General features: G+C 60.6%; 25 protein-coding genes. 16 read left to right on the forward strand and 9 right to left on the reverse strand.

The window, feature by feature from the left end; all coding sequences use genetic code 11:
- Positions 1–2: 2 nt before the first annotated feature.
- The gene (gene dinG, locus M5G20_RS24300) at positions 3–2,147 is read right to left on the reverse strand and encodes an ATP-dependent DNA helicase DinG (RefSeq protein WP_212625589.1); all 2,145 of its coding nucleotides are present in this window, start codon (positions 2,145–2,147) and stop codon (positions 3–5) included.
- 99 nt (positions 2,148–2,246) lie between these two features.
- Between dinG and M5G20_RS24305 the strand changes: the two genes are divergently transcribed.
- Complete coding sequence (locus M5G20_RS24305; RefSeq protein WP_273921242.1) at positions 2,247–2,711, forward strand: CopD family protein; 465 nt, start codon at positions 2,247–2,249, stop codon at positions 2,709–2,711.
- Positions 2,712–2,772: 61 nt separating this feature from the next.
- Here M5G20_RS24305 and M5G20_RS24310 read toward each other — a convergent pair whose 3' ends face one another.
- From M5G20_RS24310 to M5G20_RS24325, 4 genes are all read right to left on the reverse strand, one after another.
- The gene (locus M5G20_RS24310; RefSeq protein ID WP_273921243.1) at positions 2,773–3,531 is read right to left on the reverse strand and encodes a collagen-like triple helix repeat-containing protein; all 759 of its coding nucleotides are present in this window, start codon (positions 3,529–3,531) and stop codon (positions 2,773–2,775) included.
- Positions 3,524–3,802 (reverse strand): DUF1145 domain-containing protein, encoded by a 279-nt coding sequence (locus tag M5G20_RS24315; RefSeq protein WP_273921245.1) that lies wholly within the window; start codon positions 3,800–3,802, stop codon positions 3,524–3,526. The genes M5G20_RS24310 and M5G20_RS24315 overlap by 8 nt, the downstream gene beginning before the upstream one ends.
- 147 nt (positions 3,803–3,949) lie before the next feature.
- Positions 3,950–4,663 (reverse strand): OmpA family protein, encoded by a 714-nt coding sequence (locus M5G20_RS24320; protein WP_273921246.1) that lies wholly within the window; start codon positions 4,661–4,663, stop codon positions 3,950–3,952.
- Positions 4,664–4,753: 90 nt separating this feature from the next.
- Positions 4,754–5,449: an OmpA family protein gene (locus tag M5G20_RS24325; RefSeq protein WP_273921247.1), complete on the reverse strand. Its 696-nt coding sequence runs from the start codon at positions 5,447–5,449 to the stop codon at positions 4,754–4,756.
- A 190-nt stretch (positions 5,450–5,639) separates the two neighbouring features.
- Between M5G20_RS24325 and M5G20_RS24330 the strand changes: the two genes are divergently transcribed.
- The 4 genes from M5G20_RS24330 (at position 5,640) to M5G20_RS24345 (ending at position 7,429) form a co-directional block, all read left to right on the forward strand.
- Positions 5,640–6,137, forward strand: a complete 498-nt coding sequence (locus M5G20_RS24330; protein ID WP_273921248.1) for a DUF6231 family protein — start codon at positions 5,640–5,642, stop codon at positions 6,135–6,137.
- 4 nt (positions 6,138–6,141) lie between these two features.
- Positions 6,142–6,618 (forward strand): YchJ family protein, encoded by a 477-nt coding sequence (locus M5G20_RS24335; protein ID WP_273921249.1) that lies wholly within the window; start codon positions 6,142–6,144, stop codon positions 6,616–6,618.
- 119 nt (positions 6,619–6,737) lie between these two features.
- On the forward strand, positions 6,738–7,223 hold the full coding sequence (locus M5G20_RS24340; RefSeq protein ID WP_273921250.1) for an LEA type 2 family protein: 486 nt from the start codon (positions 6,738–6,740) through the stop codon (positions 7,221–7,223).
- A 5-nt stretch (positions 7,224–7,228) separates the two neighbouring features.
- Entirely contained in the window at positions 7,229–7,429 is a 201-nt protein-coding gene (locus M5G20_RS24345) for an SEC-C metal-binding domain-containing protein (RefSeq protein WP_034146774.1), read from the forward strand.
- Between the two features lie 102 nt (positions 7,430–7,531).
- Here the strand turns inward: M5G20_RS24345 and M5G20_RS24350 are convergent, their stop codons facing one another.
- Entirely contained in the window at positions 7,532–8,089 is a 558-nt protein-coding gene (locus M5G20_RS24350; protein WP_273921251.1) for a cysteine hydrolase family protein, read from the reverse strand.
- A 138-nt stretch (positions 8,090–8,227) separates the two neighbouring features.
- Between M5G20_RS24350 and M5G20_RS24355 the strand changes: the two genes are divergently transcribed.
- From M5G20_RS24355 to pdeM, 10 genes are all read left to right on the forward strand, one after another.
- Positions 8,228–10,678: a penicillin acylase family protein gene (locus M5G20_RS24355; RefSeq protein ID WP_273921252.1), complete on the forward strand. Its 2,451-nt coding sequence runs from the start codon at positions 8,228–8,230 to the stop codon at positions 10,676–10,678.
- A 136-nt stretch (positions 10,679–10,814) separates the two neighbouring features.
- Positions 10,815–11,849, forward strand: a complete 1,035-nt coding sequence (locus tag M5G20_RS24360; protein WP_273921253.1) for a ligase-associated DNA damage response exonuclease — start codon at positions 10,815–10,817, stop codon at positions 11,847–11,849.
- Positions 11,846–13,534 (forward strand): ATP-dependent DNA ligase, encoded by a 1,689-nt coding sequence (locus M5G20_RS24365; protein ID WP_273921254.1) that lies wholly within the window; start codon positions 11,846–11,848, stop codon positions 13,532–13,534. Before M5G20_RS24360 ends, M5G20_RS24365 begins: the two co-directional genes overlap by 4 nt.
- Before the next feature lie 263 nt (positions 13,535–13,797).
- Positions 13,798–14,580: a transporter substrate-binding domain-containing protein gene (locus M5G20_RS24370; protein ID WP_273921255.1), complete on the forward strand. Its 783-nt coding sequence runs from the start codon at positions 13,798–13,800 to the stop codon at positions 14,578–14,580.
- Between the two features lie 56 nt (positions 14,581–14,636).
- Entirely contained in the window at positions 14,637–15,365 is a 729-nt protein-coding gene (locus M5G20_RS24375; protein WP_075946811.1) for an ABC transporter permease, read from the forward strand.
- Positions 15,362–16,072 (forward strand): ABC transporter permease, encoded by a 711-nt coding sequence (locus M5G20_RS24380; RefSeq protein WP_150732139.1) that lies wholly within the window; start codon positions 15,362–15,364, stop codon positions 16,070–16,072. Before M5G20_RS24375 ends, M5G20_RS24380 begins: the two co-directional genes overlap by 4 nt.
- Positions 16,073–16,083: 11 nt before the next feature.
- Positions 16,084–17,202: a succinylglutamate desuccinylase/aspartoacylase family protein gene (locus tag M5G20_RS24385; RefSeq protein WP_273921256.1), complete on the forward strand. Its 1,119-nt coding sequence runs from the start codon at positions 16,084–16,086 to the stop codon at positions 17,200–17,202.
- A 13-nt stretch (positions 17,203–17,215) separates the two neighbouring features.
- Positions 17,216–17,980 (forward strand): ABC transporter ATP-binding protein, encoded by a 765-nt coding sequence (locus tag M5G20_RS24390; protein ID WP_273921257.1) that lies wholly within the window; start codon positions 17,216–17,218, stop codon positions 17,978–17,980.
- Between the two features lie 175 nt (positions 17,981–18,155).
- On the forward strand, positions 18,156–20,645 hold the full coding sequence (locus M5G20_RS24395; RefSeq protein WP_273921258.1) for a ligase-associated DNA damage response DEXH box helicase: 2,490 nt from the start codon (positions 18,156–18,158) through the stop codon (positions 20,643–20,645).
- Entirely contained in the window at positions 20,642–21,301 is a 660-nt protein-coding gene (pdeM, locus tag M5G20_RS24400; RefSeq protein ID WP_273921259.1) for a ligase-associated DNA damage response endonuclease PdeM, read from the forward strand. Before M5G20_RS24395 ends, pdeM begins: the two co-directional genes overlap by 4 nt.
- 46 nt (positions 21,302–21,347) lie before the next feature.
- Here the strand turns inward: pdeM and M5G20_RS24405 are convergent, their stop codons facing one another.
- Together M5G20_RS24405 and dcd are read right to left on the reverse strand one after the other, a co-directional pair.
- Entirely contained in the window at positions 21,348–21,557 is a 210-nt protein-coding gene (locus M5G20_RS24405; protein ID WP_056856149.1) for a hypothetical protein, read from the reverse strand.
- Between the two features lie 107 nt (positions 21,558–21,664).
- Positions 21,665–22,231 (reverse strand): dCTP deaminase, encoded by a 567-nt coding sequence (gene dcd / locus M5G20_RS24410; protein WP_007940589.1) that lies wholly within the window; start codon positions 22,229–22,231, stop codon positions 21,665–21,667.
- 354 nt (positions 22,232–22,585) lie between these two features.
- Here dcd and M5G20_RS24415 point away from each other — a divergent pair, with 354 nt between their 5' ends.
- Positions 22,586–22,795 (forward strand): cold-shock protein, encoded by a 210-nt coding sequence (locus M5G20_RS24415; protein ID WP_002554837.1) that lies wholly within the window; start codon positions 22,586–22,588, stop codon positions 22,793–22,795.
- A 153-nt stretch (positions 22,796–22,948) separates the two neighbouring features.
- Here M5G20_RS24415 and M5G20_RS24420 read toward each other — a convergent pair whose 3' ends face one another.
- Positions 22,949–23,956 carry a DUF481 domain-containing protein gene (locus M5G20_RS24420; RefSeq protein ID WP_273921262.1) on the reverse strand — a complete coding sequence of 336 codons (1,008 nt, stop codon included), beginning with the start codon at positions 23,954–23,956 and terminating at the stop codon, positions 22,949–22,951.
- Positions 23,957–24,059: the final 103 nt, after the last annotated feature.

Raw genomic sequence — 24,059 nt, forward strand, 5'->3', positions numbered from 1 at the left:
TTTCAGGAAATTTCACGTCGGAAAGGAGGCAACGCATTGAGGATCGCTTTGCCGTAGCGCTGGGTCACCAGACGCCGGTCGAGCAAAGTGATGGTGCCGCGGTCTTCTTCGGTCCGCAGCAAGCGACCGCAGGCCTGAACCAGCTTCAACGAGGCGTCCGGCACCGAGATTTCCATGAACGGATTGCCGCCTCGGGCTTCGATCCATTCGGCCAGTGCCGCTTCGACCGGGTCATCCGGCACCGAGAACGGAATCTTGGCGATGACCACGTGCTCGCAATAGGCGCCGGGCAAGTCGACCCCTTCGGCAAAGCTTGCCAGGCCGAACAACACGCTGGAATCACCGCCATCAACCCGCGCCTTGTGTTTGTTCAGGGTTTCCTGTTTCGACAGGTTGCCTTGTATGAACACCTGTTTGCGCCAGTCGCGGTCGAGGCCGTCGAACACGTCCTGCATTTGCTTGCGGGACGAGAACAGCACCAGCGTACCGCGCGAGCCTTCGACCAGATCCGGCAGATCACGGATGATCGCGGCGGTGTGCGCGGCCGCATCACGGGGATCGGCGTTGAGGTTCGGCACCCGCAACACACCGGCGTCAGCGTGATGGAACGGGCTCGGCACTACGGCGGTGACAGCTTTTTTCGGCAGCCCGGCGCGCATGCGGAAGCGGTCGAAGGTGCCGAGGGCCGTCAGGGTCGCGGAGGTCACCAGCGCGCCGTAGGCCACGTTCCACAGGTTGCGTCGCAGCATCTCTGCCGCGAGGATCGGGCTGGCGTTGACCTCGATGTCGAATAACGAGCCGCTTTCGGCCAGGGTCAACCAACGGGCCATGGGCGGGTTGTCTTCCGGGTCTTCAGCGGTGAACGCGACCCACAACTCCCAGTTGCCCGAAGAACGCGACAACAGGCTGCCGAACAGCGGATACCACTCTTCGGCCTGGTTGCTGGCGATGCCGATGTTGACCTCGCCATCCATGCCTTCCTTGAGCAATTCGGTCAGGCGTGTGAACAGGTCAGTCAGGCGGGCAAAGCCTTTCTTCAATTCGGTGCCCATCTCGCGCATGTGTTCGGGAATCACCCCGCCGACGAACCGATGACGCGGGCGTTCGCGGCCTTCGACGTCTTCGCCGGGCTTGAAATCGGCAACCTGTTCGCAGGCGGTGAACATGAACTGCTGCTGGGTCTTGATCTCCCGCGCCAGCTCGGGCACTTGCTCGATGAGCTTGCCCAGGTCGCCCGGCAACGGGTGCTGGGCCAGCAGCTTGGTGAGGTTTTTCGCGGTGGTTTCCAGCCAGTCGGCGGTGGAGCGCAGGCGCGTGTAATGAGCGAAATGGCCGATGGCCTTGTCCGGCAGGTGGTGGCCTTCGTCGAACACGTAGATGGTATCGCGCGGGTCCGGCAGCACGGCGCCGCCGCCCAAGGCCAGGTCAGCCAGCACCATGTCGTGGTTGGTGACGATGACGTCGACCTTGCCCATGCCTTCGCGGGCCTTGTAGAAGGCGCACTGGCCGAAGTTAGGGCAATGGCGGTTGGTGCATTGGCTGTGATCGGTGGTCAGGCGTGCCCAGTCGGCGTCTTCGAGCGCGGTGGACCAACTGTCGCGGTCGCCGTCCCATTTATTGCCGGCGAGCTTCTCGATCATGCTGGTGAACAGCTTCTGGCTGGCCTCATCGACTTCGATCTTGAAGCCTTCTTCTTCGAACAACTGCGCCGTGGCGGTTTGTGCGTGACCTTCCTGGAGCAACATGTCGAGCTTGGACAGGCACATGTAGCGCCCGCGGCCCTTGGCCAGGGCGAAGCTGAAGTTCAGCCCGCTGTTGCGCATCAGGTCGGGCAAATCCTTGTAGACGATTTGCTCTTGCAGGGCGACGGTGGCCGTGGCGATCACCAGGCGCTTGCCCGCGGCCTTCGCCGTCGGGATCGCCGCCAGGCTGTAGGCCACGGTCTTGCCGGTACCGGTGCCAGCTTCCACCGCAACAATCGCGGGGTCGCCACTGCGCCGGCCTTCGTCGTCGGTGTCGATGTCACCGAGGACCTTGGCAATTTCGGCGATCATCAGGCGTTGGCCGTAGCGCGGCTTGAGGCTCTTGGCTTCGAGAAAACGCGAGTAGGCGCCCTGGATCGTGGTTTTGAGTTCGGTGCTGATCATGAATTGTCGGGCGCAAAAAACGCTGGATAAATTTTCAGTGGTTCGGTTCGGCGGCTATCATACCCCGCTAATGAATCCCGCGCAGAACGGAGTACCCGAATGACCGCTTTTAGCCTCGTTTACAGCCTGCATGTCCTCGCCGCACTGGTGTGGGTGGGCGGCATGTTTTTCGCCTGGATGGTCTTGCGCCCCGCGGCGATCACGGCACTTGAGGGGCCTGCCCGCTTGAAGCTGTGGGTCGAAGTGTTTCAAGGTTTTTTCCGCTGGGTCTGGGGCGCGGTGGTGCTGTTGCCCGTCAGCGGTGTGGTCATGCTGAATATGAATTTCAACGGTTTTGAACACGCGCCGCGCTACGTGCAGGTGATGATGGGCTTGTTTGTGGTGATGACGGCGCTGTTTATCCGGATTCAGGCGTTGATGCTGCCGGAACTGCGCACGGCTGTGGAAGCACAGGATTGGCCGGCAGGAGCGGCGGTGCTGGGGCGGATTCGCCGGTTGGTGGGGATCAATTTGCTGGTGGGGCTGGTGGTGGTCGTGATTGCGGCGCTCAGGCCAACCTTTTGAGCTGACATGGCACTCGTGGCGAGGGAGCTTGTTCCCTCGCCACACAGGTTGTTGGTGGTTCTTACAAGCGCTGTACTGTCACAGCCCCCGCCGCTCCGGCAACTCCCGGTTGCCCGTCCGCACCCGGCTTGCCGCTCTTGCCGCCATCGGCTTTATAGATCAGGCAACCTTTGGCCTTGCCGCCTGCCCCCGGTTTTCCACCCGGCCCGGCCAGGCCACCTGCACCACCGGCAACCTCAACCTTGATCTGTTCTGCCGGGTAATCACGCGGCACTGCCAGCTTCACCAGCGCTCCCGGTGCGCCGGGCTGACCGTCACTGCCGTCGCTGCCATCGGCACCTCGGCCAGCCTGCCCCCAGGTGCACCCTGGGGCCTGACCATTGGCGCCGTCGAGGCCGACGAAGCCCGGCGCCCCCGCACCACCGCGCGCATCGACAAACAATTGCGGGGCATTAAGTGTTTTGATCTGCAGATTCAGGTTGCGCCCGGAGCGAGCGGCTTTCTGATAAGTGCCCGGCGCGCCGCGCGCGGTAATCTGGCTGCCCTCGGACAACTCGGCACGGCTGAATTTCAGTTCCAGGACCTGTTCGCTGGGCACGATCGCGATCCGCGCATCACGCCCCAGGTGCACTTCGCCGACGGTCACTTCGGTCACGTTCGAGGGAATCAACAAGGTGCCATAGTCCGCCACTTCCAGGCGTTCCAGCTGCAAGATGCTGGTGGTGTTGGGCAGGCGCATCAGCGAGTTGGTTTCGACGCTCACCACCTGAGCGCAGGCCAGTGGGCTGATGAGTGCGGCGAGCAGACAGAGTTTACGCATGGGAAGCCTTAGATGCGGTGGGAGCGGGGATGGTTTGCAAGTGGAAAACGCCGAAAATGACAATCTTCAGACGATCACGCCAAGGGTGGGCGCGGCCTTTGAGGCTGTGGTTGCAAAATAGCGCTTCAAGCAGATGGAGGATTGCCAGAACACCGCCGGACAGGGCGACCAGCAGGTGCAGCGGATGGACAAACGGCATGAGCTGATTGACCAGCACCACCAGCCAGAACAGCAGGGTCAACAGCTTCCCCAGCCCCCAGATCACCTTCATACGCCCCTCGATGAGAATTATTGTTTGCGCGCACAGTAACGGCTTCCACGCGGGATAAGCCAGAGGGTGAGCGAAAATTCTTCATGAAGATCGCCGAATGGCCGTCGAAACGCGGGCAATCCGCGCTCGACAGCTCTAATCCGCGATTCAGCGATTGATGTGCAATTCCACGCGACGGTTTTTCGCGCGCCCTTCTTCGGTTTCGTTATCGGCCACTGGCTGGCTTTCACCCTTGCCCTCGCTGGTGAGCTTGTTCGGCGCTACGCCCTGGCTCAGCACGTATTCCGCCACGCTGCTCGCGCGACGTTCCGAAAGGCCTTGGTTATAGCTGTCCGAGCCAACGCTGTCGGTATGACCGATCACCTTGATGCTCACCACGTCGGCGTCCTGCAGTTTGCCCATGATCGCGTCGAGTTCGCTTTTCGCGGTCGGGGTCAGGTCCGACTGATCGAAACCAAAGAACACGTCATTGCTCAACGTGATGACTTCAGGCGCCACAGGTTCGGCCGGTTTCACGCTGGCCGGGTATTGCGGCAGCGGGCAACCGTGATGTTCCACAGGGGTGTTGGCCGGGGTGTCGGGGCAGCGATCGCGGCGGTCAAACACGCCATCGTCGTCTTCGTCACCGTCCTGGGCGTAACAGATCAAACCACCGGTCAAAATACCGAGCGCCGCTCCACCGGCCGCCCAACCGCTACTTTCGATAGCGCCCAGGCCTCCGCCGACCAGTCCGCCAAGGAGGCTACAGATTGGCCAGGTACGTTGATTGAGGGGGGCAGTGCCATCGCTGTGAGTAGCGCAACCGGTCAACAGGCTGCCCAGCAGCAGAACCGGTAAGACGGTCCGTGTGAGATTGCTCATTTTTGGAAGCTCCTGTGTCACCGGCCGATGCCGGTTACACAGGAGTAAAGACCTGCATCCGCGACTGCACAAGCCGCGGATGCGAGGGAGCTAGCGGTTGATTTTGATTTCCGTGCGACGGTTCATCGCGCGGCCATCAGCCGTTTTGTTTTCGGCAACCGGCTGGCTTTCACCGGCACCGGATACAGACACGAAGCTGCCGCGTGGTACGCCTTCCTGGATGAGGTATTCAACCACCGAGCGGGCGCGTCTATCCGAGAGTTTCTGGTTGTAAGCATCGCTGCCCACGCTGTCGGTGTGACCGGTTACCGTCAGTTGGGCGTTTGGTGCTTCCCCTTTCAAGCGAGTGGCAATCTTGTCGAGCACTGCTTTGTCAGACTGGGTCAGCGTGGCTTTGTCGAACTGGAAGTGGACATCACGAATAACAATGGTTTCTTCCTTGACCACCACCGCTTCTTCAACCACTGGAGCAGGTGCTGGTGGTGGGCAACCATCGGCATCGACCTGAACGCCTTTAGGCGTGCCCGGGCACTTGTCGCGGCTATCCAGCACGCCATCGCCGTCTTCGTCGCCATCACCGTGAACCCAGCAATAGGCTGCCGCCGTACCACCCACCACCAAGGCGCCCCAGCCAGCCCACGACGAGCTTTCGGTCGCGCCGAGACCCGCACCTACGACACCACCGACGGCCGCACATGTCGGCCAGTCGGTTTTCTGCAAACCTGCACAACCAGTCAACACACTGGTTAGCAGAACCAGGGGTAATGCTGTCCGAACTATGCTCATCTAGTTTTCTCCTTAAGGATCGGCTTAGAACCGATTCAGGGAGTAAAGACCCGAGTTTAATTCTCCGCCAGCAATAGGCCATTGCAGTTTTCTCCCGTGTTCACGGCAGATCGTCACTTTTCGGTAAAAGCCGCTCTAGGCTCGAACTTGCGGGCAGGCTAGTCTTGGCACATCTGATTGAGGAACTTCGATGATTGCAGCTATTTCTTCGCGCACGCCGCAACAGGCGCTGGCCGCTTTGCTGGATCGTTACGCCCCGGCGCGTCTGTTGCTGATTGGCGCCAGCGAATTCCCGGCGCTTGAAGCCTTCAAGCTCGCACACCCCGACAGCTGCGTGGCGCATGCAGCACCCGGGTCGTTGCCAGCCGAGCTGGCGGCGCGCCGGTTTGATCTGGCGCTGGTGGTCGATTGCCTCGAACACTTGCCCAAGCGCGATGGCCTGAACCTGCTCGGCGGCATCCGTAACCTCAATGCCAGCCGCATCGCTGTTCTGGCCGATTTACCGGCCAGCGGCTGGCAGGAGACCGATTTTTTCTCCCTGGCCCTGCAAGCCAGTGAGCGCTTCCAGCGCGACGAGCAGGTGCTGACCCTGTTCACCTACGATCTGCTTGACTACAAACAAGTCCCCGACTGGCTCAATTCGCGTTTCTGGGCCAATCCGGAAAACTTCGGGAAATATTGGTGGTAACGCAATGAGTACATCCATTTGCCCTTGCGGCAGCGGCACCCTGCTCGACGCCTGCTGCGGCCATTACCATGCCGGTCACCCGGCGCCATGCGCCGAAGCCCTCATGCGCTCGCGCTACAGCGCCTATGTGCTGGGCCTGATCGATTATCTGGTGGCAACCACCCTGCCCGCCCAGCAATCAGGGCTCGATCGGCAATCGATCAGCGACTGGAGCGCCCAAAGCACCTGGCTGGGCCTTGAGGTGGAAAGCTCGGAAGTGCTCGGCGGCCAGCCGGAACACGCGTTCGTGACCTTTACCGCGCGCTGGCACGACGGCACCGGCGAACACAGCCACCGCGAACGCTCGTCGTTCGTGCAGAACGCCGGCCACTGGTACTTCATCGACCCCACCGTGGCACTCGACATCGGACGCAACGATGCCTGTCCTTGCGCGAGTGGGCAGAAGTTCAAGAAGTGTTGCGCGGGGTATTTCGGTAGCTGATCCAAGGTCAAAAGATCGCAGCTTTCGGCAGCGCCTGCGGGGATTGCGTATGCCTGCAGGCGCTGCCGAAGGCTGCGATCTTTTAACGGCTAGACTGTGGTTCAAGGAGAACCACGACCATGATCACCCGGCGAATCGCACTTTATCTGCTGACGGCAGCCCTGATTCTCGGGCTCGGCGGTTGTGCGTCCTGGTTCAGCAGCGATGAGCCGGACCCCGAAGTGCACCTGACCCGGGTGGAAGTGGTGCGCGCCAAACTGCTGGAGCAGCGTTTCGTGTTGCACTTTCGCATCGACAACCGCAGCGAAAGCGAACTGACCGTGCGCGGCCTGGAATATCGTATTCACCTGGGCGACATCCTGCTGGCCGATGGCGAACATGAACACTGGATCACCATCGGGCCCAAGGCCAGCCGTTCGTACAAGGTGCCGATCCGCACCAACCTGTGGCCCAAGGTCAGAGACCTGGTCAAACAGCTGAAAAACGCCGAGCAAGGCATTCCTTATCGTCTCGAAGGTGAAATGGAAACCGGTTTATTCATCGCCCACTACGTGCACCTGACGCGTAATGGCGTGATAATCCCCGCCGATCTAATTCCGGAGTAACCCTGATGACCCAGCAACCCCATGTCCATGGCCCTGACTGCAACCACGATCATGACCACCATGATCACGACCATGGCCATGTCCACGGCCCGAACTGCGGCCACGCCCACCAGGAACCGGTGCGCAATGCCTTGAAAGACGTTGGCCGCAACGACCCTTGCCCATGCGGCAACGGCAAGAAATTCAAGAAGTGCCACGGCGCTTGATGGGTTAACCCCATCCCCCTGCAGGAGCCGGCTTGCTGGCGATCCACGCAACGCGGTTTGCCCGACACACCGCTTCGCTGGCAAGCCAGCTCCCACAGGTTTTCAGTCAGCCGTAAGAATCTGCGCGGTATCGACCACCGTCGCATACTCCCCATGCAAATTCCCCAGCGACATGCCGTGCACTTCTTCTGCGGAACGGGCATGACCGAAAAAATCGGCCTTGTCGAAGGTAAAGCACGCGTCGTGCGCCACCCAGGTGTCAAACCCCAGATTGCCTGCCGTGCGCGCCGTGGACTCCACCGAGTTGTGGGTCGCCACACCGACGATGATCAACTGCCCGATCCCCGCCTCGCGCAACAGTGCTTCGAGCCCCGTCGAACAAAACGCATCAGGCACCTGTTTCTGAATCAAATGCTCACCAGGCAACGGCTGAAATCGCTCCTGAAACTCCACACCCGATTGCTGCGGCCAGAACACCGAGTCTTCCGAGCGGGACAAGTGCTGGACATGAATGATCGGCCGCGCGCTGCGACGCCAATGCCCCAATAATTCGAGCATGCGCTCCTCGGCCTGAGGATTGTTCCGAGGGCCGAGCCTGGGGTGCAGGATGCCCTTCTGCTGATCGATGATGATCAATGCCGCGTTTGCCATTAGCGCCATACCGACGTATCTCCCTGACCATTGGTCGCTGAACTTATCAGACAAATCCTCAAATAACCCTGTAGCCCGCTTGCGCGGCCACCTCCCGCTCACTAACGTAGCGGCTTTACTGACGCTACCCCCCGCAGGAGCTTTGCCATGGCCTCGCCAGCCCTCATACATTTTCTACCCCGGTTCGGCGTTGCCGCAGCAGTCGCGGGGGTTTTGAGCCTGACCGGCTGTCAGAGCTTCAATGCCCAGGACACCCTCCCGCCAACCACCGGCGTACAGCCGCTGAAGGGTTTGGCGCAGAACGTTTCGGTGCGTCGCAACGCGATGGGCATGCCGTTGATCGAAAGCAGCACATTCCACGACGCGCTGTTTACCCTCGGTTATGTGCACGCCAGCGACCGCATCACGCAAATGGTCACCCTGCGCTTGCTGGCTCAGGGCCGACTGGCGCAAATGCACGGTGCGGACTTGCTCGACGCCGACCGCTACATGCGCGCCGTCAATCTGAAGAAAAGCGCCGATGAACTGTACAAAGCCTCTTCGCCGCGCCTTAAACGCTTCTTTGAAGTCTATGCCCGCGGGGTCAACGCCTACCTGTTCCGATTCCGCGACAAGCTGCCGGCCGACCTGGTTGCCAGCGGCTACAAGCCTGAATACTGGAAGCCGGAAGATTCAGCGCTGATTTTCTGCCTGTTGAACTTCAGTCAGTCCGCCAACCTGCCGGAAGAAATTTCCGCGCTGGTCCTCGCGCAAACCGTCACCACCGACAAACTGCCGTGGCTGACGCCGTCCGCTCCCGACGAAAAACTGCCATCGGCTGAAAGCGACAAGCTGCAAGGCATCAAGCTCAACGGACAAATTCCGGGGTTGGCCGACATCAGCAAAGCCGCGGGCCAGCTGTCCGACCTGAACCTGCTGGGCGCGATTTCCTCGAACAACTGGGCGATTGCCCCATCGCGCAGCCGCAGCGGCAAAAGCCTGCTGGCCAGCGACAGCCATGGCCCGATGGGCGTGCCGTCGCTCTATAGCTACGTGCAGATTCGCGCCCCGAAGTATCAGGCGTCCGGCGTGACCATCGCCGGCTTGCCCATGGTGCTGGGTGGCTTCAACGGCAAAGTGGCGTGGAGCACAACCACCGTCATGGGTGACAACCAGGATCTGTTCCTGGAAAAAATCCGCCGCCAGGGTAATGGTCTTGCCTACGAATCCAACGGCAAATGGCAACCGGCAATCGTGCGCAACGAAACCTACTTCGTCAAAGGCCAGCGGCCGATTCGCGAAGCAGTGTACGAAACACGCCACGGCCCGCTGCTCAACAGCGCACAAGGCCTGGCGCAAGGCAACGGCTTCGGCCTGGCCTTGCAGACGCCGAACTTCACCGACGACAAATCCCTGGACGCGTTTTTCGACCTGTCCCGCGCGCAGACGGTCGAGAAGGCTTCCGACGCCAGCCGCGAGATCCGCGCCATCGCCTTGAACCTGGTGTTTGCCGATGCCAGCAACATTGGCTGGCAAGTCACCGGCCGTTACCCGAACCGCCGCGAAGGCGAAGGCCTGCTGCCCTCGCCGGGCTGGGAGGATCGTTACGATTGGGACGGTTACGCCGACCCGATGCTGCACCCCTACGATCAGGACCCGGCGCAAGGCTGGCTCGGCACCGCCAACCAGCGCGTCATTCCCCATGGCTATGGCATGCAGCTGTCCAATTCCTGGTCGGCACCGGAGCGTGGCGAGCGCCTGGCGGAACTGGCTGGCGTGGGCAAACATGACACCCGCAGCCTGATCGCCATGCAATACGATCAGACCACTACCTTCGCCGCCAAACTGAAGAAAATGTTTGAAGCGCCGGGCATGGCCCAGCCGCTCAAACAGGCGATCGAGGGCCTGCCGGTGGCGGATCGCGGCAAGGCGCGCGAGGCGTTGGCCCGCTTGATGGCCTTCGACGGCAAACTGGCCCCGACGTCCTCCGACGCGGCGATCTACGCGCTGTTTCTGCAGGAAAGCATGAAACAGATCTTCCTCGATGAATTGGGGCCGCAAAACAGCCCGGCCTGGAAAGCCTTCGTCGCCAACGGCAAATTGTCCTATTCCGCCCAGGCCGATCACTTGCTGGGCCGCGAAGACAGTCCGTTCTGGGATGATGCGCGCACCGCGCAGAAAGAAGACAAACCGGCGATTCTCGCCCGCAGCCTCGCCGCGGCCATTACCGCCGGCGACAGCCAGTTGGGCGGCGATCACAAGGCCTGGCAGTGGGGCAAACTGCACCGCTACGAATGGAAGAACGCCAGCGGCCAGACCGTGCGCGGCCCCGTGCCGGCCGGCGGCGATCACACCACGCTCAATACCGCTGCGTTCGCCTGGGGCCAGGACTTCAACACTACGCTGGCACCGGCCATGCGCTTCATCGTCGACTTCGGCCAGGCCGAACCGCTGATGGGCCAGAACGCCACGGGCCAGTCCGGCAACCCCGCCAGCCCGAGCTACCTGAACAACATCGATCCGTGGCTCAAGGGTCAGTATCAGAGCCTGCCGATGCAACCGCAGAACTTTGACAGGGTGTACGGGACCAAGCGCTTGACACTGACACCGGGCAAGTAAGGTCACCCCCGCAACAATGCGGGAGCGAGCAGGCTCGCTCCCGCATCTGGAATGTCACTCACCCATTAAATCCCGATAGAACTTCTTTCCTCGCGCCAGCCTCATAGCTAACAAGTCCACCCACCCCGGCAATGTCATGGATCTTGTCATCGCGCGTCCCGAAGGCTTGTACTGTCCCGTCGGCGATTTCTATATCGATCCCTGGCGGCCGGTCGAGCGTTCAGTCATCACCCACGCCCATGGCGATCATGCGCATACGGGCAACCAGCATTACCTGGCAGCGGCGCCCGGTGAAGGAATTCTGCGCACACGCCTGGGGCAGGACATCAACCTGCAAACGCTGGCCTATGGCGAACGCCTGCTGCATCACGGCGTCACCCTGAGTTTTCACCCCGCCGGCCATGTGCTCGGCTCGGCACAGGTTCGCCTGGAATACCGCGGCGAAGTCTGGGTCGCTTCCGGTGAATACAAAATCGAACCCGACGGCACCTGCGCCCCGTTCGAACCGGTGCGCTGTCACACCTTTATCACCGAGTCGACATTCGGCCTGCCGATTTATCGCTGGCAGCCCCAGGCGCAAGTCTTCGACGAAATCAATCAGTGGTGGCAAGCCAACGCGGCCGAAGACAAAACCAGCGTGCTGCTGTGCTACGCCTTCGGCAAAGCCCAGCGCATTCTCCACGGTATCGATGCCAGCCTCGGCCCCATAGTGGCCCATGGCGCGGTTGAGCCACTGAATCGGGTTTACCGGGAAGCGGGGGTTCATCTGCCCCCCACGATCTACGCCGGCGACATCGAGAAAAACGATCCTGTGCTGCGCAAAGCGCTGGTCATCGCCCCGCCGTCAGCAGGTGGCAGCACCTGGATGCGCCGCTTTGGCGATTTCAGCGATGGCTTCGCCAGCGGCTGGATGCGCCTGCGTGGCACCCGTCGGCGACGTGGGGTGGATCGCGGCTTCGTGCTCTCCGATCACGCAGACTGGCCCGGCTTGCTCTGGGCGATTGAGCAGAGTGGCGCGCAACGGGTGATGGTCACTCACGGCTCTGTCGCGGTGCTGGTGCGGCACCTGTGCGAACAGGGCCTCGACGCCCAGGCCTTCGATACCGAATACGGCGACGATGAAGAAGAACCGCTGGCCGCCGAGCCCGCGCTCGTCGAGGCACGCCCATGAGAGCGTTCGCCGAGTTGTACGCCGAGCTTGATTCGACGACCTCAAGCAACGCGAAACTGGCGGCGATGCAACGCTACTTTGCGCAAGCCGCACCGGAAGATGCCGCGTGGGCGGTGTACTTCCTGTCTGGTGGACGGCCCCGGCAACTGGTGCCGGTGCGTCTTCTGCATGAGCTGGCCGTGACGCATTCGGGGCTGTCGCCGTGGTTGTTCGAAGAGAGTTATCAGGCCGTGGGCGATCTGGCGGAAACCATTTCGCTGATCCTGCCCGAGGCACCCCACGTGTCCACCGACGGGCTGGCCATGTGGATCGAAAACAAACTCCTGCCATTGCGCGGCGAATCGCCTGATGTGCTGACCCGGCAGCTGCCCGAACTCTGGTCGCAACTGGACCGCACCAGTTTGATGGTCTGCATCAAACTGATCACCGGCAGCTTTCGCGTGGGGGTCTCCAAATTACTGGTCACCCGCGCGCTCGCGTCCATGGCGCAACTGGACAGCAAACGCGTGGCGCAACGACTGGTGGGCTACACCGATCTGTCGAATCGCCCGAGCGCCGCCAGTTACTTGAAACTGATCGCCGCCGAATCGGCCGATGAACATGCCCAGAGAGGCGGTCAGCCTTATCCGTTTTTTCTCGCCCACGCCCTGTCGCAACCGGTCGAACAATTCGACGCATTACTTGGCCCCGCCAGCGATTGGCAGGTGGAATGGAAGTGGGATGGCATCCGCGCCCAAGTGGTCAAGCGTGCCGGGCAGTTGTGGGTCTGGTCGCGGGGTGAAGAGCTGGTCACCGAGCGCTTTCCCGAACTGGGAAACCTGCTTCACGGCCTGCCTGACGGCACGGTGATCGACGGTGAGATCGTAGTCTGGAAGAGCGCTCAAGCGGATACCGACGACGCCTTTAACCTACACTCACCGAGCGTCCCCGCCGTGCAACCTTTCGCACTGCTGCAACAGCGGATCGGTCGCAAAACCCTCAGCAAGAAAATGCTCAACGACATCCCCGTGGTCATTCTCGCGTACGACTTGCTGGAATGGGCAGGCGAAGACTGGCGCAATCACCCACAGGCGCAGCGGCGTGCGCAACTGGAGCAGGTGATTGCCCGATGCAATCACCCGGCGTTGCTGGCGTCGCCGCTGCTGACCGGCGATGACTGGTTCGACCTCGCCCGCCAGCGCGAGGCCTCTCGCCGGCTCGGGGTCGAAGGCATGATGCTCAAGGCTCGCGACGCACGCTATGGCGTGGGGCGAACCAAGGACGTGGGCGTCTGGTGGAAATGGAAAGTCGACCCGTTCAGCGTCGATGCCGTCCTGATTTACGCGCAACGCGGTCATGGCCGCCGGGCCAGTCTTTTCAGCGACTACACCTTCGCCGTCTGGGACGGTCCGCCCGACGCCAGCGAACGTACGCTGGTGCCCTTTGCCAAGGCCTATTCAGGGCTGACCGATGCAGAAATGCGGCAGGTCGACAGCATCGTGCGCAAAACCACCGTGGAAAAGTTCGGTCCGGTGATCAGTGTCAAACCGAGCCTGGTGTTTGAGTTGGGCTTCGAGGGGATTGCCCTGTCCAAGCGGCACAAAAGCGGAATCGCGGTGCGCTTTCCGCGGATGCTGCGCTGGCGCCAGGATAAAACCGTCGACGAAGCCGACCATCTCGGCACCTTGCAGGACCTGCTTGCCTGAAAGCACTCATCATCAGGAGCAAGCCGGCGCCTACTCAAATCCGATATTTCCAGGCCCTGCCAAAATGATCGCGATCAAAAACAGTGCAGGCTTTTCACACCGCCCGTTTTCGTGCACTAATCCCCTCCGGCAATTTCCCGCGCGCCTTTTAAACGCTTGTTCGGCACTCTGGTTCGGAAATTGCTACTTTCATTAGGTCTTACGCTTACCAGTAACAATAATTCTGCGCCACAAGCGCTCATATTGGTTTTAGGGATTAAATAATGAAAAAAGCATTGCTGACCCTTTCTGCACTGGCGTTGTGCATGGCCGCTGGCTCCGCCATGGCAAAGGAATACAAAGAATTGCGTTTTGGCGTTGATCCTTCCTACGCACCGTTCGAGTCGAAAGCGGCCGACGGCAGCCTGGTGGGCTTCGACATCGATCTGGGCAACGCAATCTGCGCCGAGCTGAAGGTCAAATGCAGATGGGTCGAAAGCGATTTCGACGGGATGATTCCTGGCCTCAAGGCCAATAAGTTCGACGGCGTGATCTCTTCGATGACCGTCACCCCGGCCCGTGAAAAAGTCATCGACTTCTCCAGCGAGCTGTTCTCCGGCCCGACCGCCTACGTGTTCAAGAAAGGTTCCGGCCTGACCGAAGACGTCGCTTCGCTGAAGGGCAAAACCGTCGGCTACGAACAAGGCACCATCCAGGAAGCCTACGCCAAAGCCGTTCTGGACAAGGCAGGCGTGAAGACCCAGGCCTATCAGAACCAGGACCAGGTCTATTCGGACCTGACTTCCGGCCGTCTCGACGCTGCGATCCAGGACATGCTGCAAGCCGAACTGGGCTTTCTGAAGTCGCCAAAAGGCGATGGCTACGAAGTCAGCAAGCCGGTCGACAGCGAACTGCTGCCAGCCAAGACAGCAGTCGGTATTAAGAAAGGTAACACCGAGCTGAAAGCACTTTTGGATAAAGGTATCAAAGCGTTACACGATGATGGCACCTACGCCACCATTCAGAAGAAACACTTTGGCGATCTGAATCTGTACAGCGGCAAATAATGCCCGGCGCCCATCTCGCGATGGGCGCTTTTTTTATCCGATCAGGTTGCTGATTTATGTTCGAAAACCTCCTGCAAACTCTGGGGCTCTCAGCCTTCAGCCTGAAGGGCTTCGGTCCTTTGCTGATGGAAGGCACCTGGATGACCATCAAATTATCGGCGATGTCGCTGCTGGTGGCCGTATTGCTCGGCCTGCTCGGCGCCAGTGCCAAACTGTCCAAAGTCAAACTGCTGCGCCTGGTTGCCCAGTGCTACACCACGCTGATTCGCGGGGTGCCGGACCTGGTGCTGATGCTGTTGATTTTCTACAGCCTGCAAACCTGGCTGACGTCGCTCACCGACTACATGGAATGGGAATACATCGAGATCAACCCGTTCAGCGCCGGGGTCCTGACCCTGGGCTTCATTTACGGCGCGTACTTCACCGAGACGTTCCGCGGCGCCATCCTTGCCGTGCCGCGCGGCCAGGTCGAAGCAGCCACCGCCTACGGCCTCAAGCGCGGCCAGCGGTTTCGTATCGTGGTGTTCCCGCAGATGATGCGCTACGCCCTGCCGGGTATCGGCAACAACTGGATGGTGATGCTCAAGGCCACTGCGCTGGTGTCGATCATCGGTTTGGCAGACTTGGTCAAGGCTGCCCAGGATGCGGGTAAAAGCACCTATCAACTGTTCTACTTCCTGGTGCTCGCGGCGCTGATCTATCTGCTGATCACCAGTGCCTCCAACTTCATTCTGCGCTGGCTCGAACGCCGCTACGCCGCCGGGACCCGGGAGGCCGTACGATGATCGAACTCCTGCAGGAATACTGGAAAGCCTTCCTCTATACCGACGGCCAAAACATCACCGGCCTGGCCATGACCCTGTGGCTGCTCAGCGCGTCGATTTTCATCGGCTTCATCGTCTCGATCCCGCTGTCCATCGCCCGGGTTTCACCGCACTTCTACATTCGCTGGCCGGTGCAGTTCTACACCTACCTGTTCCGTGGCACGCCGTTGTATATCCAGTTGCTGATCTGCTACACCGGGATCTACAGCCTCGCCGCCGTGCGGGCGCAACCGGTGCTCGACAGTTTCTTCCGCGATGCGATGAACTGCACCATCCTGGCGTTCGCCCTGAACACCTGCGCCTACACCACGGAGATTTTCGCCGGGGCGATTCGCAGCATGGCCCACGGTGAAGTCGAAGCAGCCAAGGCCTACGGCCTGACCGGCTGGAAGCTGTATGCCTACGTGATCATGCCTTCGGCCCTGCGCCGCTCGTTGCCTTACTACAGCAACGAAGTGATCCTGATGCTGCACTCGACCACCGTGGCGTTTACCGCGACCATCCCGGACATCCTGAAAGTCGCTCGGGACGCCAACTCGGCGACCTTCCTGACCTTCCAGTCGTTCGGCATCGCCGCGCTGATCTACCTGACCATCACCTTTGCACTGGTCGGCCTGTTCCGTCTCGCCGAACGCCGATGGCTGGCCTTCCTTGGGCCGACCCACTAGGATTTTTCGCAATGCGCCACCAGATTCATGACCTGCTGGCCCCGCTGCCGGGGACAGCACGACAGATCCACAGTTTTCACTTCGGCCCTCAACCGGCCAAAGGCAAAATCTACATCCAGTCGTCCCTGCATGCCGATGAAATGCCCGGCATGCTGGTCGCCTGGCACCTCAAGCAACGCCTGACCGAGCTGGAAGCGGCCGGGCGGCTGCGCAGTGAAATCGTCCTGGTTCCCGTGGCCAATCCGGTCGGCCTGGAACAAGTGCTGATGGACGTGCCGCTGGGTCGCTACGAGCTGGAAAGCGGGCAGAACTTCAACCGCTGGTTCGTCGATTTGAGCGAAGAGGTCGGCAACGAGATCGAAGGCCAGCTCGGCGGCGACCCGCAACGCAATCTCGAACTGATCCGCCACAGCCTGCGCAACGCACTGGCCCGGCAGACCGCCACCACCCAACTGCAATCGCAACGCCTGACCCTGCAACGGCTGGCGTGCGACGCCGACATGGTGCTGGACCTGCATTGCGATTTCGAAGCCGTCGCGCATCTGTACACCACGCCCGAAGCCTGGCCGCAGGTCGAGCCGCTGGCGCGCTACATCGGGTCCGAAGCCAGCTTGCTGGCCACTGATTCCGGCGGGCAGTCGTTCGATGAATGCTTCACTCTGCTCTGGTGGCAGTTGAAGGATCGCTTCGGCGAACAGTTCGATATTCCACCGGGCAGTTTCTCGGTCACCGTCGAACTGCGCGGCCAGGGCGATGTGAATCACCCACTGGCCAGCCTCGACAGCCAGGCCGTGATCGATTACCTGATTCACTTCGGTGCAATTGCCGGCGAACCGGCACCCATGCCAGAGCTGCCCTACCCGGCTACGCCGCTGGCCGGCGTGGAACCGGTGGCAACGCCCATCGGCGGCTTGCTGGTGTTCACCGCACTGCCGGGTGAGTACCTGGAAGCCGGGCAACTGATCGCCGAAATCATTGACCCGATCACCGATCGCGTCACTCCAGTCCATTGCACCGCCGCCGGCCTGATGTACGCCCGCTCGCTGCGGCGCATGGCCACTGCCGGCATGGTGATCGCCCATGTCGCGGGCACCGAAGCCTATCGCAGCGGCTACCTACTTTCGCCTTGAGGATGCTTGTTCCATGTACAAACTGACCATCGAAGGCCTGCATAAAAGCTATGGCGATCACCAGGTGCTCAAAGGCGTTTCGCTCAAGGCCAACACCGGCGACGTCATCAGCCTGATCGGCGCCAGCGGCTCGGGCAAAAGTACTTTCCTGCGCTGCATCAACTTTCTCGAACAACCCAACGACGGCGCCATGAGCCTGGACGGCCAGGCCATCCGCATGGTCAAGGATCGCCACGGCATGCACGTTGCCGATCCCGATGAACTGCAACGGATCCGCACCCGCCTGGCCATGGTGTTCCAGCACTTCAACCTGTGGAGCCACATGACCGTGCTGGAAAACATCACCATGGCGCCACGCCGGGTGCTGGGTTGCAGCAAGCAGGAAGCCGAAGACCGTGCCCGCCGCTACCTGGACAAGGTCGGTTTACCGGCGCGGGTGGCCGATCAATACCCGGCATTCCTCTCCGGCGGCCAGCAGCAACGCGTGGCGATTGCCCGCGCATTGGCCATGGAACCGGAAGTCATGCTGTTTGACGAACCGACTTCGGCGCTGGACCCGGAACTGGTAGGTGAAGTGCTCAAAGTGATCCAGGGCCTGGCCGAAGAAGGCCGGACCATGATCATGGTGACCCACGAAATGAGCTTCGCCCGCAAGGTATCGAGCCAGGTATTGTTCCTGCACCAGGGCCTGGTGGAGGAAGAAGGCGCGCCGGAAGACGTGCTGGGCAATCCGAAGAGTGAGCGCTTGAAGCAATTCCTCAGCGGTAACCTGAAGTAATTCACCTCTCCCTTGCAGGAGCAAGCTTGCTCGCGATAGCGGTTTTTCGGCTGACGTCCTCGTCGCCTGACACACCGTCATCGCGAGCAAGCTTGCTCCTGCAAGTCATCGCAGTAAAACTTGTCCCATTGCCCCGCGGTCACTGAAAGAACACGTTCAGAGCGCACCCGCCGGCATGGGAACCACTACTGACTTCGCCAAACGCTGGTTCACCGCTCGCGGCTGGAAGCCGTTTGCCTTTCAGAAACAGGTCTGGACGGCGGTGAAACAAGGACAATCCGGGCTGTTGCATGCCAGCACCGGCGCCGGCAAAACCTACGCGGTGTGGTTCGGCGCACTCAATCGCTTCGCTCGCTCCTCCGCTCCCGTTGAAACATCCCGCAAACGCAAACCCGTGGCCGAGCCCCTGACCGTGTTGTGGATAACCCCCATGCGCGCCTTGGCCGCCGACACCGCCCGCGCCCTTGAAGCGCCGCTGCAGGACTTGCACATACCGTGGAGCGTCGGCCTGCGTACCGGCGATACCAGCAGCAGCGAACGGGCGCGCCAGAGTCGACGACTACCGACCACGCTGATCACTACGCCAGAAAGCCTGACCCTGATGCTTGCCCGTGCCGACGCGCAAACAGCACTGTCGAGCTTGCGCATGGTAGTGGTCGATGAATGGCACGAATTGCTCGGCAACAAACGCGGCGTGCAGTTGCAACTGGCCCTCGCCCGTTTGCGCCGCTGGCATCCCGAAATGATCGTCTGGGGCGTTTCTGCGACCTTGGGTAATCAGTCGCACGCTGAGCAGGTGCTGATCCCACAGGGCGGCGGGATCAGCGTTCAAGACCAGAGCAAAAAAGAGCTGCGGATTGACACGCTGCTACCGCCGGCGATCGAGCGCTTTCCCTGGGCCGGGCACATCGGGTTGAAGATGCTGCCGCAAGTGGTGAGCGAGCTCGAATCCAGCGCCAGCAGCCTGGTGTTCACCAACACCCGAGCGCAATCGGAGATCTGGTATCAGGCCTTGCTCGAGGCGCGCCCGGACTGGGCCGGGTTAATCGCTTTGCACCACAGCTCGTTGTCGCGCGACACCCGAGACTGGGTCGAACGCGCCCTCAAGGACGGCCAACTCAAGGCGGTGGTCTGCACCTCCAGCCTCGATCTGGGTGTGGATTTCCTGCCTGTGGAACGGGTGCTGCAAATCGGTTCCGCCAAAGGCGTCGCTCGGCTCATGCAACGCGCCGGGCGCTCCGGCCATGCACCGGGGCGCGCGTCGCGGCTCACATGGGTGCCGACGCACAGCCTGGAATTGATAGAGGCCGCAGCGGCGCAAGATGCCGTGGCGGCACGTTGCATCGAACCGCGGCTATCGCCGGTCAAGCCACTGGATGTGTTGGTGCAGCACCTGGTGAGCATCGCACTGGGGGGCGGCTTTGTGCCCGATGAGTTGTACGAAGAAGTACGCGGAGCCTGGGCTTATCGGGACCTGAACCTGGCCGACTGGGCCTGGGCGCTGGCTTTCGTACGCCATGGCGGGCTCTCCCTGACCGCCTATCCGGATTACCGCCGGGTCGAACCCGATGAACACGGTGTGTGGCGCGTACCGGATGCGCGACTGGCCCGCAGGCATCGCATGAGCATCGGCACCATCGTCAGCGACGCGAGCGTCCAGTTGAAATTCTGGAGCAAGGGCGGCGGCGGCAAACAATTGGGCAGCGTCGAGGAAGGGTTTATTGCGCGCCTCAAGCCCGGCGACGGCTTTCTGTTTGCCGGTCGTTTGCTGGAACTGGTGCGGGTCGAAAACATGACCGCGTACGTCAAACGCAGCGCAGTGAAAAAAGCCGCGGTACCGCGCTGGAATGGCGGACGCATGCCCCTTTCCAACGAACTGGCGCAAGCGGTGGTCGCCCGATTCAGTGCGGCGGCGCAGGGTCATTACCAAGGCCCGGAAATGCAGGCGGTGCGCCCTTTACTGCAGGTGCAGCAACACTGGTCAGGCCTACCGACCGAAGACCGTTTGCTGGCCGAAGCCCTGAAATCTCGCGAAGGCTGGCACCTTTTTCTCTTTCCCTTCGCCGGACGCCAAGTGCATCTCGGGCTGGCCAGCCTGCTGGCGTGGCGAGCCAGTCAGCGTCAACCGCTGACCTTCTCGATTGCGGTCAACGATTACGGCCTGGAGTTGCTCAGCGCCACGCCCGTCGAGTGGGCGGAGCAGCTCGATGCCGCACTGCTCAGTCCCGATGATCTGTTAAAGGACGTGCTGGCCAGTCTTAACGCTGGCGAACTGGCGCTACGCCGCTTTCGGGAAATCGCCCGCATAGCCGGACTGGTGTTTGCCGGCTACCCCGGCGCGCCGAAAAGCACGCGACAAGTCCAGGCTTCCAGCGGTCTGTTCTTCGAAGTGTTCAAACAATATGACGCGGGCAACCTGTTGCTGGCTCAGGCTGGGGAAGAAGTGCTGCGGGAGGAACTGGATATTCGTCGTCTGGAACAGACGCTGGAGCGAATCAACCGGATGAAACTGGACCTGCATCAGATCAAACGCCCGACGCCCCTCGGCTTTCCCCTGCTGGTGGAACGCATGCGGGAAAGCATGAGCTCGGAAAAACTCGCTGACCGCATCCGACGCATGATCAGCGATCTGGAAAAAACCGCCGACACCGGAAAATCCCGATGAGCACGCCCTATCCCGTACGGCTGGCAGGCGAAGAACTCTGGTTGCTGCCGGAGAAAGCCATTTACTGGCCAGCGCTACAAGCGCTGCTGATCGCCGATGTGCATTTCGGCAAGGCTGCCGCCTATCGAAGCCTTGGCCAACCGGTTCCCCAAGGCACCACCACGCAAAATATTGCAGTGCTCGATGCTCTGTTGTCGGCCCTGCCCTGTCGGCAGGTGATTTTCCTCGGTGATTTTCTCCATGGGCCCGGCTCCCATGCCGCGGCCACGCTGGCGGTATTGAGCCAATGGCGAGCGCGACACGTAGATATGGACATGATCCTGATCCGTGGCAACCACGATAAACGGGCCGGCGATCCGCCGGCGGCGCTGAATATTTGCGTGGTGCCTGAACCCATGCTGCTCGGGCCTTTTGCCTTGCAGCACGAACCGATCCCGTACCCGGGACGCCACGTACTGGCCGGGCATGTGCATCCGGTTTATCGGCTGCATGGCAAAGGGCGGCAGCGCTTGCGGCTGGCGTGTTTCAGGATGGCTGAGGACGTGAGTCTTCTTCCGGCCTTTGGTGCGTTTACCGGCGGATATCAAGTCAGTCTGGACGACACCAGCAGGATCTTCGTCATCGGCGATAACGAAATATGGCCGGTGACCTTGTAGAAGCGAGCGTGCGCGCTTCTACAAGGGTTCAGAAGCCAGTAAGGAATCAGGCCACAGGCGCGGGCGGCGGCTCATCCGGAAGGGTCGGCTCACCGGGCTCGGTAGGCTGTTCGTTGGGCGTATCAGGATCAGGCTGGCCGGGAATACCCCCTGCCATGCTGATAGTCGGATGTGCCAGCAAGGACCAGGCTAAAACGCCAACCTGATTGGGCTCAAGCCTTGCCAGTTCGGCACTTATTTGCGGGTCGATCTTCATAAAGCACTCCTGAGCGATGGCCCGATCCGCCTTGCGCGGATCGGAGCAGTACACTCCATAGAGTGTACGCTCGCTCAGGAATTCCCCCGTTCTGTCGGACGGTTGACTCAGGTCCGCGGCAGGGTCACGCCACGCTGGCCCTGATATTTGCCGCCACGGTCCTTGTACGACACTTCACATTCTTCGTCTGACTCGAGGAACAGCATCTGCGCCACGCCTTCGTTGGCGTAGATCTTCGCCGGCAGATTGGTGGTGTTGGAGAATTCCAGGGTTACGTGCCCTTCCCATTCGGGCTCGAGCGGCGTGACGTTGACGATGATGCCGCAGCGCGCGTAAGTGCTTTTACCCAAGCAGATGGTCAAAACATTGCGCGGAATGCGGAAGTACTCGACGGTGCTGGCCAGGGCGAAGGAGTTTGGCGGGATGATGCACACGTCGCTGTGGATATCGACAAAGCTGCCGGCATCGAAGTTTTTCGGGTCGACGATGGCCGAATTGATGTTGGTAAACACCTTGAAATGATTGGTGCAACGCACATCGTAGCCGTAGCTGGACACGCCGTAGGAGATCACACGGCTGTCGTCGCTGCCACGCATCTGGCGCTCTACGAACGGCTCGATCATGCCGTGTTCCTGCGCCATGCGGCGAATCCACTTGTCCGATTTGATGCTCATGGCGGGTGTCCTGAATAGCGAGGTGGAAAAAATCTGTCCGGCATCTTACCGGGCGCGCCGCCGGGTTCAAAGTCCGCGCTGCAATTCTCGCCGAACAGGCCGGAATTCCCCTGTGCTGGCGACGAACCGTCACACCGTCGATCCTTAAAACAGAGAAACCTTCGCAAGAAGCATTGGCACGTTCCGGAAAAAGGGTTAAGGTGGCGCCACTGTGCTGCTTGTGTCACTGAGAATCTCTACACGATATGTTGAATTTCGATCCAACCATCTACAAGAATTTTTCCTGCTCTTTGCACTCAGTCTCGGCCAGGGTTCTTCCTGAGTCGCAGTTATCTTTGTTCAAGGAGTTACACCATGTCTAATCGCCAAACCGGTACCGTTAAGTGGTTCAACGATGAAAAAGGCTTCGGCTTCATCACTCCACAATCCGGTGACGACCTGTTCGTTCACTTCAAAGCTATCCAATCCGACGGCTTCAAAAGCCTGAAAGAAGGCCAACAGGTTTCTTTCATCGCTACCCGCGGTCAGAAAGGCATGCAAGCTGAAGAAGTTCAAGTTATCTAACTTGTACTTGCTTTAGTAAAAAGCCCCGCCCTTAAAAGCGGGGTTTTTTTGTGCCTGTGTGTTTTTCACAGGCAAAAAAAGATCGCAGCCTTCGGCGGCGCCTGCAGGTCAAGTCATGCAGGCAGCCACCGAAGGCTGCGATCTTTTGGCGTCTTACCAGGTTACGCCAAACCCTGCCGTGTAACGGGTCTTGTCGAGATCGGCATCGTCTGTCCCCTCAATGATGTTGCGCTCAGCCTTAAGATTGAGCGAAGCCCAGTCCGTCACCTTGTAGCGCAGGCCGATTTCCGAATCCAGCGCGTACTCCGCCACGCCGGACAATGGCTTGCCAACCTCGCCATTGGTGAAGAACTCGACCTTCTTGCCAATCAGGTAGCGGTTGTAATCCCACTTCATGGCCACGGAATAGAAATTCTCTTTGCTGCCGTCGGCGAACTCGTAATCCGTGCGGTTGACCAGTGAACCGAGGGAGAACGCACCCAGCTCGTCATCCCAGAACTGGTAACCCGGACCGGTACCGGCCGTGCGCTGACGGGACAGGTCTTCAACCTTGTCGCGCTTGTAGACCAGACGACCTTGCCAGAACCATTTTTCTGTCAGGAAGCGGTCGAGAGAATACTCGCCCCGCCAGTTGTCCGTGGTCACCACGTCATCCTGGAATTCGCGGTTGTATTCACCTTCCGCCGTATGCCGCCAGCGACCATGACGCGCAGTGGTCTTGAAGTCGATGTCGTAATCGTCAGTGTCCTTGTCGGCGCGCTGGTAATCCAGCGCCGCGTCGATGTTGCCCTTCCAAACCAGATCCTCGACGACCGGCTTGGGCTTGAGCATCTGCTGGATACTCGCCAACTCCACGGTCTTGGGTGCATCACCATTGGCCAGGATGACTTTGCCGTCCTCCGCCGCGTGCAGCGACTTGGCCACCTCACCGGTGTAGGCATCCTGCTTGACCAACAGATGTTGATCACTCTCCAGAGTTTTCACCTTGCTCCATTCAATCGGCACGGCACCGGCATACTCGGTTTGAACCAGCAGCTTGCCGCCATCGAACAGGATGATCTTGCCGCTCAGCTTGTCACCGTTCTTCAACCAGACGGTGTCCGCGAGCAAGGGAGTGGAGGCGCTGACGACAGCGAGGCACAGCAGGGTTCTGGACAACATAAGCAAATAAAGGCTCAGGTTCGCGAAAAAAGTCGGCATTATCCGCAGGAATAAGGCCCTAGCAAGGACTGACCCGACTATGACTATTGAGTTCATTTCTCAT

The sequence above is a fragment of the Pseudomonas sp. TNT2022 ID1044 genome (genome assembly GCF_028656895.1).
GTDB lineage: Bacteria > Pseudomonadota > Gammaproteobacteria > Pseudomonadales > Pseudomonadaceae > Aquipseudomonas > Aquipseudomonas reinekei.